The sequence below is a fragment of the Rhodococcoides sp. S146-33 genome (assembly GCF_059489205.1).
This window is the reverse complement of record NZ_JCAJWY010000007.1, coordinates 1-14,180: the sequence shown is the minus strand read 5'-3', so window position 1 is coordinate 14,180 and position 14,180 is coordinate 1. Positions and strand designations below refer to the sequence as shown.

Below are 14,180 nucleotides of genomic sequence, written 5' to 3'. Positions count from 1 at the left end.
AGGGACGAACCTGATAACCCAGTGAGGGACGAATGAGCACCGTTGCGCAGGTCATCGCCTCTATCTTCATTTTGCTCGGAGCGCTGCTGGCGTTCACCGCAGCCGTCGGCATCGTGCGCTTCCCCGATACTCTCTCGCGGATGCACGCGGCTACCAAGCCGCAGGTGGTGGGTCTGATCATGGTGTTGATCGGGGCCATCATCAGCCTGCGCGGAAACGTGGACATCTGGATGCTGTTGCTGGTGGGCATCTTCACCTTGGTAACCGCCCCGGTCATCGCGCATACCGTCGGCCGCGTGGCCTACCGGGAGCAGCGGGGTCGCGACGGCCTGTTGATCGTCAACGAGATGGAACCGGACGAGCCCGATCGGTAGCTCTGGGCGAGTCGGCGAAGAACACCGCGCGGAAGCCGAACGCCATGGCGGCCAGTACGCCGAGAACGAGGGGCCCGAAGACCTGAGGGTTCGACGCGAATGCGCCGGCCAGGTAGCGGTAGGCCACCAATAGCGCACCCATCGCGGTGCAGCCGTAGGCCACCAGCGTGATTCGAGCCCGATCCCAGCCGCGCTCGGGATCACGGAGAACGGATTCGAGGGTCAGGCACAGCACTGCACCAGCGACCAGATCGACGCCGTAGTGGTAGCCGAACCCGAGAGTGGCGGCGAGGGTGCCGAGCAACCACAGGGTGCCGCCGGCCCGCAGCCACCACGGGCCGCGTCGGGAATGGATGAAGATGCTCAGCGCCCATGCCGTGTGCAGGCTCGGCATACAGTTTCGCGGAGTCTCCGAGTCGAACGGGATCTCGCTGAGCGCGCCCGAGATGGGCAACACCTGCGACGGCCACGAATCGAACGCGAACATAGGCCCCACCACCGGGAACAGTAGATAGAACACCGGTCCGACGAGCCCGATCAGCAGGAACGTCCGAACCAGGAAGTGCCTCGGCCAGGCGGCCCCCGCGGCAACTCCGCGCAGCTGGTACAGCGCAACGATGATCGCCGCGACGGGTAACTGGATGTAGATCCAGTGCAGCGTTCCCTCGGCGACCGGGCCGAGGCGCTCCAGGATGTTGCCGAACACCCAGGACGGATTCCCCAGTGCACGATCGGCGGCGTAGGCGTATTCGTCGAGAACGTACGGCCGGGCAATGGTGGTGATGTGCAACCAGGCGTCGCCCGCCTTGGTCGCGAGCAACAGCAGCGCTCCGAGAGCAACACCGTGCATCGCCCGTGTCTCACCCCGCCGGGCAACTAGAACCCCCAGCCCGACCAACACGAGGGACGGGCCGTTGCCGACAGTCAGGGTGGCGTCGAACACGAAGCGGAGACCGAGCAGCGCAGCATCGATCAGCGCGGCCAGAGCCAGGGCGCGCAGGCGAAGACCGTTGGCGAGACCGACGGTGGCCAGGGTCAGGGCCGCCCACGGCAGCGACGTCGACTTCGGCATTCCGAACAGGTCGTTCCACACGCTCGGCAACGGGCCGGGAAAATTCCAGACCGTCGCGACGATCTGCAGCAATACCAAGAACGCGGCAACGAGGGCAGCGCCGATGATCAGAGGACGAACAGAGTTCTCACGTGTCGAATCGACCTCGACGCTCCCGACGTCCCCCTGCAGCACGCCGTTGATCGTAAACGGTGAGTGAACACAAAGTTAAATACAAACGGTCACAATTGGAGCTCGGTGACCAACGACTCCACGACCGCTCGCAGATCACCGCCGGACTGCGCAGCCACCGCACGCTGGCGTTGGTACGACGCCCCGAGCCGGGGAATGTCGGCCACCGCGGCCAACTCGTCGACGCAGTTCAACCGCTTTGCCGTCGGAGTCAACTTTTCGAGCAGGTCGTGCAAATCGTCGGTGACCAGCCGCTCGTTGCTGCTCGAGTCCAGGATGATCTCGGCGTCGAGGCCGTACCGGGCCGCTCGCCACTTGTTCTCCTGCACGTGCCACGGCGGGATCGACGGCAGTGTCTCCCCCGCTTCGAGTCGCTCGTCGAGGTGGACGATGAGGCAGTGTGTCAACGCGACGAGGGCAGCCAGCTCCCGCTTGCTCGACGCCCCGTCGCACACGCGGACCTCGATGGTTCCCCACTTCGGGGCCGGCCGGATGTCCCAGTGCATGCCGCCCAGTTGCTCGATGACGCCCGTTTTGAGCTGATCGCGAACGAACCCCTCGAACTGCGACCAGTCCTCGAACTGGAACGGCAGACCGGCGGTCGGCAGTTGCTGGAACATCAGCGCACGGTTGCTGGCATATCCGGTGTCGTTTCCGGCCCAGATCGGCGAGGAGGCGGACAACGCCAACAGGTGTGGGTACTGCAGGAGCAGCGAGTTGAGAATGGGAAAGACCTTGTGGGGCGACGAGACTCCCACGTGCACGTGCACTCCCCAGATGAGCATCTGTCGACCCCACCACTGGGTGCGCGCAATCAGCTCGTCGTAGCTCGGCGAGCTGGTGAGCTGCTGGGTCGACCATTCGGCGAACGGGTGCGTGCCCGCCGAGAACAGATCGATTCCCAATGGATCCGCGGCGCGGCGCACCAGGTCCAACGATCCGCCGAGGTCGTCCATGGCCTCACCGACGTTCTCGCACACTCCGGTGACGAGCTCGACGGTGTTGCGCAGCAGTTCCTTCGTCACCCGCGGGGTGTCCCCGACGAGATCGTGTACGCCGTCCATGACCGCTTCGGCGGAGTTGACCAGGTCTCGCGTGTTCTTGTCGACGAGTGCGATCTCCCACTCGACGCCGAGCGTCGGGCGAGGTGAACTTGCGAAGTCGATCCGGGGAGCGCTCAAACTACTGCAGGACCGCGCACGCAGCCCGAGCACCGGCGTCGCCGGTCATCAGGGTCGTCATGTCGGGCACAGCGGCACCGTCGGGAAGTGTGTACCGCGGCGGAATGTTCGCGAAGTTGTCGGCACCCTCGTGCACGATCACCGAGGTTCCCGCACCGCCCGCGCGCAAATCGTCCAGCGTGATCGTGTCCGTGGTGGTGACGAGTCGCCCGGTGCCGTCCTCGCCTACCTGAAGGGACGACAGGTCGCCGCTGGAGGGGTGCTCGGTACGACCGTCGACCTGCAGGTGTCCGCCCGAGGACAGGAAGGCACCCGGTTCGCCGCCCGTGGGTGCCACGGAGTTGGGCTCGCAGACGCCGACGGTGTGAACGTGGAAGCCGTGGAATCCGGGAGTCATGTTCTCGACCTCGGCCGTGACGGTGAGCTTCTCACCCTCGGCCGCGAACATCACCGTGCCCACCTCGGCACCGGACGCGTTGCGGAGGGTGCCCTCGACGGTCTCATCGGAGCCCGACTCGGACTCGGCCCGGCCGTCGCCTGCCGTAGCGGCCGCCGACGGATCGGACTCACCGGTCCAGACCGGCGGAACGGTGCCAGGGGTATCGGACGCGACCTCGCCGTTGCTGCAGGCAGAAAGGCCGAGCGCTGCGATCGCGAGGACCGGCACCGCATATCGCAACGATCGGGTCGCAGCAGTGCGTCGCTTGAACATGTCCATCGGAAATCGCTCCTCTTTCAGGCAGTTTCGCCGGGCTCGAAAATAATAACGTGCCGCCCGATTCGACCGAACCGGGCACGTCGTCGACGTGCTGAACTCTCGGGTCTCCCAGAACTACTGGGTGACGATGACGACGACACCGACCGTGGATTCGAGCGAGGTCGGCTTGGGCTCGGCCGGAACACCGAGTTCCGTGGCGATCGACTGCGCAGCCTGTTCCTCACCAGCAGCGGTCCCGTAGTACACCGCGGTCTGGGCGAACTGGGCCTCGCTGAAGTTGCCTGTCTCGGCAACGTTCCATCCCCCGGCGGTCAGCGTGCTCGCTGTGCCGGCCGCGAGGCCGGAGACGTTCGAGTTGTTGAGCACCCGCACTTCGACATCGCCGGAGGTGCCAGAGGTGGTGGGGGCTGCGGAGCTGGTCGACGCATCAGCTGCCGGAACCTGCGCTGCTGGGGCCTGCGTCGTCGGTGCGACCGCGGCCGGTGCGCTTGTCGTCTCGGCGGCGGCGGGCTCAGCAGCCGCCTCGTCGGAATCGGAACCGGTGAGCGAGAGTGCACCGATCGCCGCGAACAGGATCGCGAGCGAAATCAACACCATGGCCAGAGCGCGGAGTGGTGGCCCGGTCTGTTCCGGGTTGGGGCTGCTCACGTACTCGACCCTAGCCGACCGTCGACGTCGACTCGGAACACGCCGCTGGTCGGCCCTGCTCAGACGTCGAAACCGAGCCGACGAGCTGCGCGAGCCTTCTGCCTACTTGCCCGCAGGCGGCGCAGACGCTTGACCAGCATCGGATCCGCGGCGAGCGATTCCGGCCGATCGACCAATGCGTTCAAAATCTGGTAGTAGCGGGTGGCCGACATGGAGAAGAGTTCCTTGATGGCCTCTTCCTTCGCTCCGGCGTACTTCCACCACTGCCGCTCGAAGGACAGGATGTCGTGCTCTCGTCGACTCAGGCCGTCTGCACCGACTTCGTTCGGATCCTGCGAGCCGTCCGAACTTCCCGGTTGCTGAGCCTGGTTCGAGTCACGCGCTGCTGCGCCGTCCATCCCACTCCTCGACTTCTCGACTCCCTGGGCCTGTGCGATCACCGACTCGTGAGACCACAGACCCTGGGGAAATCTGCTTCCCCCGGTACTGCCGGCACCCGTACGCGCACCGACCGAATTACACAGTTGTGTTTCGGGAATCATTCAACCACGCTCGACGCCCGGGGAACGGCTCCCGCGAGGTACCGGCGCGTGGCGTGTTCGGCGAACACCGGCAGCGAACCTGACCACATGCGCCACCTACAACTCTGAGTCATTCCGCAGGCTCCACTCCCCACCGCTGGGTCATTCCGCAGGCTCCACTCCCGGTATCCTTGTCGACCATGGCAATTCTTCCCATCCGGATCGTCGGCGATCCGGTGCTCCACACCGCAACCGCTCCGGTCACCGAGTCACCCGCCGAGCTCGCCGAGTTGATCGCCGACATGTACGAGACCCTGGCCGCCGCGAACGGCGTCGGTCTCGCAGCGAATCAGGTGGGCGTCGGCAAACGTCTGTTCATCTACGACTGCCCCGACCAAGGCGCGGACGGCAAGGTTTTCCGTCGTCGCGGAGAGGTCGTCAACCCTGTCCTCGAGACGTCCGAGATTCCCGAGACCATGCCCGATCCCGACGACGACGACGAGGGCTGCCTGTCGGTTCCCGGCGAGCAGCACCCCACCGGCCGCGCCGATTGGGCTCGGGTGACCGGCACCGATGCGAAGGGCGATCCCGTCGACATCGAGGGCCGAGGCTTCTTCGCCCGGATGCTCCAACACGAGGTAGGCCATCTCGACGGTTTCCTGTACACCGACGTACTCATCGGACGACACGCACGGGCAGCCAAGAAGGCCATCAAGCGCGCCGGCTGGGGCGTGCCGGGGCTGAGCTGGACGCCCGGCACCGTCGACGATCCGTTCGGGCACGACGACGACGACGAAGACGAAGACTGATCGCCCCGATGATTCTCGACCAGTGAGCATTCCTGTCGGTACCCGGGTGATGCTCCGGTATCGGCTGCCGCCCGGGCACACCCATCCGATGACGGACGTGATCGGCGAACTGGTCACGCTCGACGCCGCTGCCGTCTCGGTGCGCGGCCGGGACGGATCGTTGGTACAGGTGGCCACCGAGCGCATCGTGGCCTTGAAACCCCTGGGTCCGAGGCCCATTCGGACGTCGGAGATCAGGGCTCTCGAAGCTGCCGCCGCGGACGGATGGCCGGGCGTCGAGCGAGAATGGATCGACGGGTGGCAGCTGCGCTTCGGTCACGGCTTCACCGGTCGCGCCAATTCGGCGGCACCCCTCGAACCCGGGGCGTCGACGACGCCCGAGACGCTGGCGAGAATCTGCGATCGATACACCGCACGGGGATTGACGCCGACACTGTCGCTTCCCGATCGGCTGGGCACCGCTCCGGCCGGATGGACGTCGTACAACGAAACCGCCGTCATGGCCGCGGACATCTCGAACCTCGTTCTGCGCGAAGGCAACTCGGCCATCACCGTCACTTCGGAGCCGACCGCCGACTGGTTGACGTCACTGCACTACCAGGGCCGCGCAGCACCTCACGGCGCTGCAGAAGTGGCGTCGGCGATCCACGAGGGCACCCTCGGGTTCGGCACGCTCGGGGCAGGCGCAGTCGGATCAGGCGCGATCGCAGTCGGACGAGCGGCGGTCACCACCGCCCCGGACGGTCGTCGTTGGGTGGGGCTGACCTCACTCTGGGTCTCCCCCGAGCATCGGCGCAACGGACTCGGCACCTTGATGTGCGGCGAATTGGTCCGTTGGGGACACGAGCACGGCGCAACCCACGCCTACCTGCAGGTGGCTGTGGACAACACCGTCGCGCTCGCCCTGTACCGAGACCTGGGCTTCGTCGACCATCACCACTATCGCTACGCGCGACCGGATTCACACTGAGGCGATCGGTCGGACACCGTGTCGGCGGCGTTCTATAGGGTTCCTCTCCGTGCGCTTGGCTACCTGGAATGTGAACTCCGTCCGCTCTCGTCAGGATCGAATCGTCGATTGGTTGCAGCGATCCGATGTCGATGTACTCGCGATGCAGGAAACCAAGTGCAAGGACGCACAGTTTCCGTATGAGCGGTTCACCGATATCGGATACGAGGTGGCCCACGTCGGACTGAGTCAGTGGAACGGCGTCGCCATCGCGTCCCGAGTCGGTCTCGACGACGTGCAGATCGGGTTCGAGGATCAGCCCGGGTTCAGCAAGGATCCCGAGATCGATCCCGCGCAGGAAGCCCGAGCCATCGGAGCCACGTGTGACGGTGTGCGCGTCTGGAGCCTCTACGTGCCGAACGGCCGCGAGCTCGCCGACCCGCACTACACCTACAAACTCGAGTGGCTCGCCGCTCTGAAGGCCGACGCTCAGGCGTGGGTTGCGGCCGATCCGGAGGCCCAGATCGCGCTCGTGGGCGACTGGAACATCGCGCCCACCGACGACGACGTCTGGGATCCTGCGCTGTTCGAGGGCAAGACCCACACCTCCCAGGCCGAGCGTGATGCATTTGCCGCATTCGCCGACGCTGGATTCACCGAGGTGACGCGGCAGTTCACTCCCGAGCCCCGAACGTATACCTACTGGGATTACACGCAGCTGCGGTTTCCCAAGAAGCAGGGCCTGCGCATCGACATGGCGCTGACCTCGCCTGCGCTCTCGGCCCGGATCACCGGTGCCTCGATCGACCGAGAGGAACGCAAGGGCAAGGGAGCCAGCGATCACGCTCCGGTCATCGTCGAGATCGGCTGAGCAGACCGGACCGAGCCGCCTGCCACCGCTCGCGCGGCGATTATCGCCCCTACGGCGATCAGTAATCCGTGGGCGATCCGCAGGGCCGGCGGTGCGTAGAACTGCGGGAGAAACAGGATGAATCCGGCGGCCAACACCACCGCGTAGCGGTTCCGTAGAGCGAAGATCACCAGCCCGACAGCAATCGAGACGAGCCCGAGGCCGAACATCACAGACTGCACAGGCGAGTAGCGGATCGGATCGGCAAGATCGATCAGGTCCGGGTTGGAGTTCGCTACGGCGTCGACACCCAGAGCATGCAGGGCGAACGTCTCTGCGCCGTAGTACGGCAGAACGAGCCCGACGCCGATCCAGGTGGTCACGACCGCAAGATCGGACCGTCGACCGGTGTAGAGCACGGCCAGGCCGAGTGCAATGAAGCCGAGCATCGCGAAGGTGTGGGCCGGCACCCAGCTCGAGGATGCGAAGGCGTCCGCTCCTGCGCTCCCCACCTCGTCCGAGTAGGGCCGCAATGCGGGGTAGAGGGCGAACATGAGGCCGATGAAGAGGTACAGAGCTGCACGCATCGGGAGTACCAACCTTTCGAGAGCGGCGCTCTCTACAGGAAGCAGTATTCACCCACGATGCACTCCAGGCAAGAGCAGTGCTCTCTACTCGGCGATCAGGTCCAGAAATTCCTCGTGCTGCGCCAGATACCGTTGGACGTACGTGCAGATCGGGACGATGCGCCACCGACGATCACGCGCGGTGTTGAGCGAGGCGCGCACCAGCACACCGGCCCACCCACGATCGCCGAACTCCTCCTTGACGACGGTGTGCATGAGCGCCACGACGCAGCCTTCGCCCACGTCTCCGTCACCGAAACGGTAGCCGAGAATACCGACGAGCTCGTCGTCGACGAATAGATCGAATCTGTTGTGATCGACGTCGTCCTCGATGCGGACGACGGGTCGCTCGACAGGCGTCGCTGGGGTCGAGCGACGAGAAATGATGTGACTCATGTCACTTATGACACCAGTGTTGCTCGTGTGACGCGAGGCGAGTGTCTGGATCGTCGCCGAGTCGAGTCTCTACTGTGACCAGCCCTGAGGTAACAGGCGAAACCGGGTGACGCAGTGGTCAGAGGGCGACGAGCATGTCGTTGTACTCCGGGTTCGCGGCGGCGAATCGCTGCACATAGGTGCAGACCGGCCTGACCTTCCACCCGTAGGAACGAGCACTGTCGAGCGCGCGACGTACCAGGATTCCGGCCAGACCCTGATGACCGAAGTCCTCGGTGACGACGGTGTGCATGAAGGACACGACGTGTGTGCGCGTGGCGCGGGTGCCGTTTCCCTCCACCTCGAAGAATCCGACGATCCCGACGAGATCGCCGTTCAATCGAAGCTCGAACCGGTTCTGATCTTTGTTGATCGAGACATCAGCGCTAGGAGAACTCGCAAGCATGGGACGCCTCCTTCGCTGTGTATGAGGTGGTGAACGAATGAATCCGATGTGACGTGCACCACTATTAAACATGCGTGCAGTGGCTCTGTCACCTTTTCTACCAACAAACCTTCGGATGCGTAGGTTTGTCCGTCCATCCCGACTCGAATGCTGGTATCGGTCATAAGTCGCCCTGTTCGACGTTGTGATACAACAACATTCGAAGTCAGGTCGCATTTTCACCGGATATTCACAGGTGCGGATTCGGCCGCCGAGACGGTCGTCACCGCCCCGCCGGTACTGTCGTCTCTCGTGAAGTTCCTACCGCTCACGCCCAACGGCGAGACTCCCGTCCGCGCGCTGACGATCGCCGGAACCGACTCCGGCGGCGGCGCCGGAATCCAGGCGGACAGCCGCACGATGGCCATGTTGGGCGTCCACGCGTGTGTTGCCGTCGCGGCGGTGACGGTCCAGAACACTGTCGGCGTGACCGGCTTTCACGAGATCCCGCCCGAGATCGTCGCAGCGCAGGTTCGCTCGGTGGTCTCGGACATCGGCGTCGGCGCAGCGAAGACCGGCATGCTCGCGTCGACCGCCATCATCGAGGCGGTCACGGCCGTGTGCACCGAGGTGGGCATCGGCCGCGACCGGCCCGTTCCCCTGGTCGTCGACCCGGTGTGCGCGTCCATGCACGGCGACCCACTGCTGCACGCGGAAGCGCTCGACGCCATCCGCCACACCCTGTTTCCTATCGCGTCTCTGGTGACCCCCAATCTCGACGAGGTCCGGTTGATCACCGGCATCGACGTGATCGACGACGCGTCCGCCCACCGCGCCGCGGAGGCCCTGCACGGCCTGGGTGCGCAGTGGGCGCTGGTCAAGGGCGGTCATCTGCGCACGTCCACCCACAGCACCGACCTGCTGTTCGACGGCGACACATTCCTGGAGTTCACCAGCGAGCGCATCGACACCGGCAACGATCACGGCGGCGGCGATACCCTCGCTGCGTCGATCGCGTCGGCGCTCGCACACGGATACTCGATGCCCGACGCGGTGGCGTTCGGCAAGGAGTGGGTCACCCGATGCCTGGCCGCGTCCTACGACCTGGGCGCGGGCCACGGCCCGGTGTCACCGCTGTGGCGACTGCACGAGGCGGAGGATGCGTAGATCGTCGGGCGCGCCCTTGATCTTCGGAGCGAAAAAACTACGGCGATAGGGCTTGGCGACCACGTGTAGGGCGTCGAGCACCTCCGGCGGGACCGCCGCGAGAGCCGCTGCGGAGATCATGACGTTGCCGTTTCCACCGGTCTGCATCACGCGGGCGGCGACGGTGACGTCGACGCCGAGCCAGTCCGACCCCACCTGACGCGGGCTACCGGTGTGGATACCGACCCGCATGGTCGGGGTGTATCCGTCGACATTCACGCTGCTGAGAGCACTGCGGGCAGCGAACACGGCCTCGACGGCTTTGTCCGCATCGGAGAACACGGCCATGATCCCGTCGCCCAGTCTTTTCACGACGTGGCCGCCGCGGAACGCGACCTCGGGTTCGACGGCTTTGGAGACCTTGCGAAGCAAAGTCAGGGTCGCGGTATCGCCGGCACGAAGCGACCACGACGAAAATCCGACGAGGTCGGTGAACACGATCGTGACGTCCGCTTCGCCGCGGCCGCGGCCGGCCCGCTCGAGGATCGCCTGCCATACCTGCAGCGCACCGAGGCCGACTTCACGGGAGGCACCCGGCTCGTCGTCGAGTCCGTTGGCGGCCAGAAACCGGTCCGCAACGCGGGCGACGGCCAGAGCCCGTCCAGGGCCGTCGATCGACATCGGATCGCCGAACGTGGGGTCGCCAGGTAGTGCGCGACGCACACGCCGAACCGCCCCGACCACCGTGGGCGCTCGGTTGGTGGTGCGGACCCACTGCACCACCGAGGAGACGACTGCGTTCACAGCATCGAGCGTAACCCACGGTTACACATACTTGACCTCACCCTTCGGCGCGTGCGGCCTCGCGCGCAGCCCCGACCGGCACTCCGTTGGGACCCTCCACCGACTGCGCGTAGACGCCGATTCCGTAGGCGACGGCAGCACCGTTCTTCGCCAGTGCGGCGCGGTCGACGTTCGCCAGGGTGTCCTGATCGGTGTGGTAATTCTCGTCGAAGGTCTGGTCTGCGGTGCCGCCCCACTTCTCGGCCTGCTCGGCGGTCTTGTTCTCGTCCGCACCGCTGAACACGCCGCCCGCCGGAATGCCGACCTCGATGAACGGGCCGTAATCGGATCGACCGTCGAAATCGGTGCCGTCGACGGCGACACCGTCGGCCGCCAAGCGCTCCACGAAGGTGCGCTCGATGGCGTCGGATCCGGCCGGTCCAGCGGGCTCGCCGACCTTGTCGGAGTCGTCGCCGTCGTACGCGAGGTAGCCGGCGTTGTGCGAGCCGATCATGTCGAAGTTCAAGTACAGGGCGATGTTTCGCTTGTCGTCGTCGGACAGGCCCTCGACGTACTTGGTGGAGCCGACGAGCCCGTCCTCTTCGGCACCCCAGAATGCGAAGCGGACCGCGTTGGTCACTTCGGGTGCACTACCCATCTGCAGGGCCGTTTCGAGCACCGCCGATGTGCCGGTGCCGTTGTCGTTGATGCCGGGGCCCTCGGGCACGCTGTCGAGGTGAGCACCCGCCATCACTACGTTCTCGGTCGAGCCGGTGGTGGTCTGGGCGACGATGTTTCGGCTCGTCGTCGTGTCGGTCGTCGTGACGAGCGTCAACGTGACCTCGGGTGCCGCGAGGACAGCTGCGCCGTCCTCCTGGCTGACGCCGCCGGTCGGAATCTTCGCGGTCTCGGGATCGCCGAGTGTCCCCGAATCCAGCGGTCCCGGTTCGTTGTTGACAATGATCGCGGCGGCCGCACCCAATTCGGCGGCGACGGTCTGCTTCGCACCGAACGGGCACACGCCACGTGGCACGACGGCGACGGCACCAGCCAGGTCGAGACCCGCGTAATCCGTTGCCTCGCATCCATCCGCACCGGCGGGGGCCCCGACGACGCGTGCGGTGATTCCCTCGGCAGGCGTGGTCGGGGAATAGCTGAGCGCGAACACGGGGATCTCCGTGCCTGCGAGGAGGAGGGTTTGGGTCGTCGCCTCGAAGGTCTCGAACTCGAACTCCGGCGTGGTGACGTCGAAACCGGCCGATTCCAGTTGTGAGACAACGTAATCGACACTCGCGTCGTATCCGGCGGTACCAGCGGCCCGGTTTCCGTCGTGCGCGGTGGCGATGTTCTCCAGTTCTTGGAGGTGCCCGACGAGAGCGTCCTCGGTGACCGCGGCCGACAGTCCCGGCCCGTCGGGTGTCGCGAAAACTCTGGCCGGTTCCTCGTCCGGGGTGGACGAGCAACCGGCCAGAATCAACACGGTGACGGCGCTACCTGCAAGCAAGGAAATCCGCATAGCGGACACCCTACCCAGACAAATCGCAGGGTGTCAGGCGTCCCGACGATTGACCACGAACACTGCCAAGCCGAAGATCACCGCGGTGAACACCACGAAGTAGATCAGGCTGCCGATCGGACCCCAATGGAAGTCGGTGCCCGCCGCGCCGCCCAGGAAATGGTCGGCGTTCTGGAACGGCAGGAACGGCTGAATCTTCTCGCCGACCTTCGGGATGACACCGACGAGGCTCTCGATCAGCAACGGCCACAACAGCAGGACGGCGATGGCACCGGCGGACTGCCGGATGAGCGCGCCCACCGCAACGGCGAGAACGATCTGCACGAAGGCCAGTACGGCAGTGCCGTAGATGACACGCCACGTGCCGTCGACATCGAAGCTAAGGAGCGCGCCCGCTTCTTCGCCCGCAATCGACTTCGCCAGGAAGAACGCGCCGAATGCCAGGATCAACGACAGCACTGCGCCGTAGACGCCGACGATCAGCGCCTTGGCACCGAGCACCGAGGCCCGGTTGGTGACGGCCTGAAATGTGGTTCGGATCAGGCCGAAGCGGTATTCGCTGGTGACGGTGAGGGCCGCCAAGATCATCAGCACCATGATCCCGAGTCCGCCCACACCGCTGCCGACGACGTCGTACGCGGTGGTCGGCGGAAGCCCTTCCGGAGCATCCGGGCCGATGGCTGTCTTTGCGGCCCAACCGAGGATGGCTCCGAAGCCGAGGCCGAACACCACCACGATCGCACTGCACCACCACGGCGATTTGGTGGAGGTGAACTTGATTCTTTCTGCTGCCAAGACGCCCATCAGAGTGACCCGCCCATCGCTTGCTGAGTGTTCTTGTCTTCGGCTCCTGCGCCGTGATACTGCACTGTGTCTCCGGTGAGTTTCATGAATGCTTCCTCTAGCGAGCCTCGCTGAGAGGCCAACTCGTGCAGGGTGATTCCGGCACGCCCGGCTATATCGCCGATCGTGTCGGTCGTGGAGTTCAGCACCACGAGCGAGGGCTGAAGCTCATCGGCCTTGTCCGGCTCGCGCACGGTGAGACCAGCGGTCGTCAGTGCCTGTCGGAGACCGGCCAGCTGAGGGCTGCGCACGCGCACCGACGCCTCGGAGGCGTGGTCGATGAATTCCTGCACCGAGGAATCCGAGATCAGCTTGCCGCGTCCGATGACGATGAGGTGCTCGGCAGTCTGGGCCATCTCCGAGAGGAGGTGGCTCGAGACCAGCACCGTGCGACCCTCGGCTGCCAAGCGCTGCATGAACTTTCGGATCCAGACGATGCCCTCGGGGTCGAGACCGTTGACCGGCTCGTCGAACAGCAACACCTTGGGATCGCCCAGCAGAGCGCCGGCGAGGCCGAGCCGCTGCGACATGCCGAGCGAGAAGCCGCCCGCATTCTTCTTCGCGACGTCGGACAGCCCGACCAGACGCAGCACCTCGTCCACTCGCGACTTGGGGATGCCGTTGGACGCAGCCATCCACTCGAGATGCGCGCGTGCCGAACGATTGGGGTGCACCCACTTGGCGTCGAGCAGAGCGCCGACGGTACGCAGCGGCTGCTTCAGGTGGCCGTAACTCTTGCCCTCGATGGTCGCCGTACCCGAGGTGGGTCGGTCGAGCCCGAGGATCATCCGCATGGTGGTCGACTTGCCTGCGCCGTTGGGGCCGAGGAAGCCGGTCACGATGCCGGGTTTGATGGTGAAGGTGAGGTTGTCGACCGCCGTCACCGCGCCGTATTGCTTGGTCAGTCCTGTCACTTCGATCATGGGGTCAACCTTCCCCGATCGAGAGCGTCCGCACATCGACCTACAGTCTCCGATCGCATCATCCTTTCGGATGACACACACCCTGAGACAGTCGGCTGCATCGGTGACCGGGCGAACGCGGCCGCAGCCGAATCGGAGCCGCAAACGCGCGCGCGTTCGTCAAGTGCGAGCGGATTCCGTTCTTTGCCAGGCTGATCGTGAGACAGTCGGCGTGAACGCGGGGAACGGAC

Annotated in this window: 17 protein-coding genes; 5 read left to right on the top strand and 12 right to left on the bottom strand. The window is 65.4% G+C overall.

All coding sequences use genetic code 11. The features are described 5' to 3' along the window. Nucleotides 1–32: 32 nt before the first annotated feature. Nucleotides 33–374, top strand: coding sequence for a monovalent cation/H(+) antiporter subunit G (mnhG, locus tag AC5WEY_RS22180; RefSeq protein WP_057475043.1), 342 nt, complete (start codon nt 33–35; stop codon nt 372–374). Here mnhG and AC5WEY_RS22175 read toward each other — a convergent pair. The 5 genes from AC5WEY_RS22175 to napA all read right to left on the bottom strand — a co-directional run bounded on the left by AC5WEY_RS22175 (nt 340) and on the right by napA (nt 4,562). Then, nucleotides 340–1,617: a phosphatase PAP2 family protein gene (locus AC5WEY_RS22175; RefSeq protein ID WP_495647711.1), complete on the bottom strand. Its 1,278-nt coding sequence runs from the start codon at nt 1,615–1,617 to the stop codon at nt 340–342. The genes mnhG and AC5WEY_RS22175 overlap by 35 nt on opposite strands. Before the next feature lie 50 nt (nt 1,618–1,667). Next, on the bottom strand, nt 1,668–2,798 hold the full coding sequence (locus tag AC5WEY_RS22170; RefSeq protein WP_495647574.1) for a glutamate--cysteine ligase: 1,131 nt from the start codon (nt 2,796–2,798) through the stop codon (nt 1,668–1,670). A gap of 1 nt (nt 2,799) precedes the next feature. Next, the gene (sodC, locus tag AC5WEY_RS22165) at nt 2,800–3,516 is read right to left on the bottom strand and encodes a superoxide dismutase[Cu-Zn] (protein WP_495647573.1); all 717 of its coding nucleotides are present in this window, start codon (nt 3,514–3,516) and stop codon (nt 2,800–2,802) included. 114 nt (nt 3,517–3,630) lie between these two features. After that, nucleotides 3,631–4,164, bottom strand: coding sequence for a LytR C-terminal domain-containing protein (locus AC5WEY_RS22160; RefSeq protein WP_495647572.1), 534 nt, complete (start codon nt 4,162–4,164; stop codon nt 3,631–3,633). A 59-nt stretch (nt 4,165–4,223) separates the two neighbouring features. After that, on the bottom strand, nt 4,224–4,562 hold the full coding sequence (gene napA, locus AC5WEY_RS22155; protein ID WP_032380761.1) for a nucleoid-associated protein NapA: 339 nt from the start codon (nt 4,560–4,562) through the stop codon (nt 4,224–4,226). A 323-nt stretch (nt 4,563–4,885) separates the two neighbouring features. On the opposite strand from napA, the gene AC5WEY_RS22150 reads away from it, so the two are divergent. From AC5WEY_RS22150 to AC5WEY_RS22140, 3 genes are read left to right on the top strand one after another with little or no spacing between them, the layout of a single operon-like run. Next, a complete protein-coding gene (locus AC5WEY_RS22150) occupies nt 4,886–5,494 on the top strand; it encodes a peptide deformylase (RefSeq protein WP_495647571.1) in 609 nt (202 codons plus the stop codon). Between the two features lie 49 nt (nt 5,495–5,543). Continuing rightward, nucleotides 5,544–6,464: an N-acetylglutamate synthase, CG3035 family gene (locus tag AC5WEY_RS22145; protein WP_495647710.1), complete on the top strand. Its 921-nt coding sequence runs from the start codon at nt 5,544–5,546 to the stop codon at nt 6,462–6,464. Nucleotides 6,465–6,513: 49 nt separating this feature from the next. Then, a complete protein-coding gene (locus AC5WEY_RS22140; RefSeq protein ID WP_495647570.1) occupies nt 6,514–7,314 on the top strand; it encodes an exodeoxyribonuclease III in 801 nt (266 codons plus the stop codon). Here AC5WEY_RS22140 and AC5WEY_RS22135 read toward each other — a convergent pair. The 3 genes from AC5WEY_RS22135 to AC5WEY_RS22125 all read right to left on the bottom strand — a co-directional run bounded on the left by AC5WEY_RS22135 (nt 7,284) and on the right by AC5WEY_RS22125 (nt 8,760). Beyond that, on the bottom strand, nt 7,284–7,880 hold the full coding sequence (locus AC5WEY_RS22135; RefSeq protein ID WP_495647569.1) for a hypothetical protein: 597 nt from the start codon (nt 7,878–7,880) through the stop codon (nt 7,284–7,286). The two genes, AC5WEY_RS22140 and AC5WEY_RS22135, sit on opposite strands and share 31 nt — an antisense overlap. A gap of 84 nt (nt 7,881–7,964) precedes the next feature. After that, a complete protein-coding gene (locus AC5WEY_RS22130) occupies nt 7,965–8,315 on the bottom strand; it encodes a GNAT family N-acetyltransferase (protein WP_495647568.1) in 351 nt (116 codons plus the stop codon). Nucleotides 8,316–8,433: 118 nt separating this feature from the next. Next, nucleotides 8,434–8,760 carry a GNAT family N-acetyltransferase gene (locus AC5WEY_RS22125; protein WP_032380255.1) on the bottom strand — a complete coding sequence of 109 codons (327 nt, stop codon included), beginning with the start codon at nt 8,758–8,760 and terminating at the stop codon, nt 8,434–8,436. Between the two features lie 291 nt (nt 8,761–9,051). Here AC5WEY_RS22125 and thiD point away from each other — a divergent pair, with 291 nt between their 5' ends. Then, a complete protein-coding gene (gene thiD / locus AC5WEY_RS22120) occupies nt 9,052–9,906 on the top strand; it encodes a bifunctional hydroxymethylpyrimidine kinase/phosphomethylpyrimidine kinase (protein WP_495647567.1) in 855 nt (284 codons plus the stop codon). Here the strand turns inward: thiD and AC5WEY_RS22115 are convergent. Genes AC5WEY_RS22115 through AC5WEY_RS22100 form a run of 4 tightly spaced genes read right to left on the bottom strand, consistent with a single transcriptional unit; the run spans nt 9,868 to nt 13,950 of the window. Further along, a complete protein-coding gene (locus AC5WEY_RS22115) occupies nt 9,868–10,689 on the bottom strand; it encodes an adenylate/guanylate cyclase domain-containing protein (protein ID WP_495647566.1) in 822 nt (273 codons plus the stop codon). The genes thiD and AC5WEY_RS22115 overlap by 39 nt on opposite strands. Nucleotides 10,690–10,726: 37 nt before the next feature. Further along, complete coding sequence (locus AC5WEY_RS22110) at nt 10,727–12,184, bottom strand: M28 family peptidase (RefSeq protein ID WP_495647565.1); 1,458 nt, start codon at nt 12,182–12,184, stop codon at nt 10,727–10,729. A 33-nt stretch (nt 12,185–12,217) separates the two neighbouring features. Beyond that, nucleotides 12,218–12,988, bottom strand: a complete 771-nt coding sequence (locus AC5WEY_RS22105) for an ABC transporter permease (protein WP_057475033.1) — start codon at nt 12,986–12,988, stop codon at nt 12,218–12,220. Beyond that, nucleotides 12,988–13,950 carry an ABC transporter ATP-binding protein gene (locus AC5WEY_RS22100; RefSeq protein WP_495647564.1) on the bottom strand — a complete coding sequence of 321 codons (963 nt, stop codon included), beginning with the start codon at nt 13,948–13,950 and terminating at the stop codon, nt 12,988–12,990. Before AC5WEY_RS22100 ends, AC5WEY_RS22105 begins: the two co-directional genes overlap by 1 nt. Between the last annotated feature and the right edge of the window lie 230 nt (nt 13,951–14,180).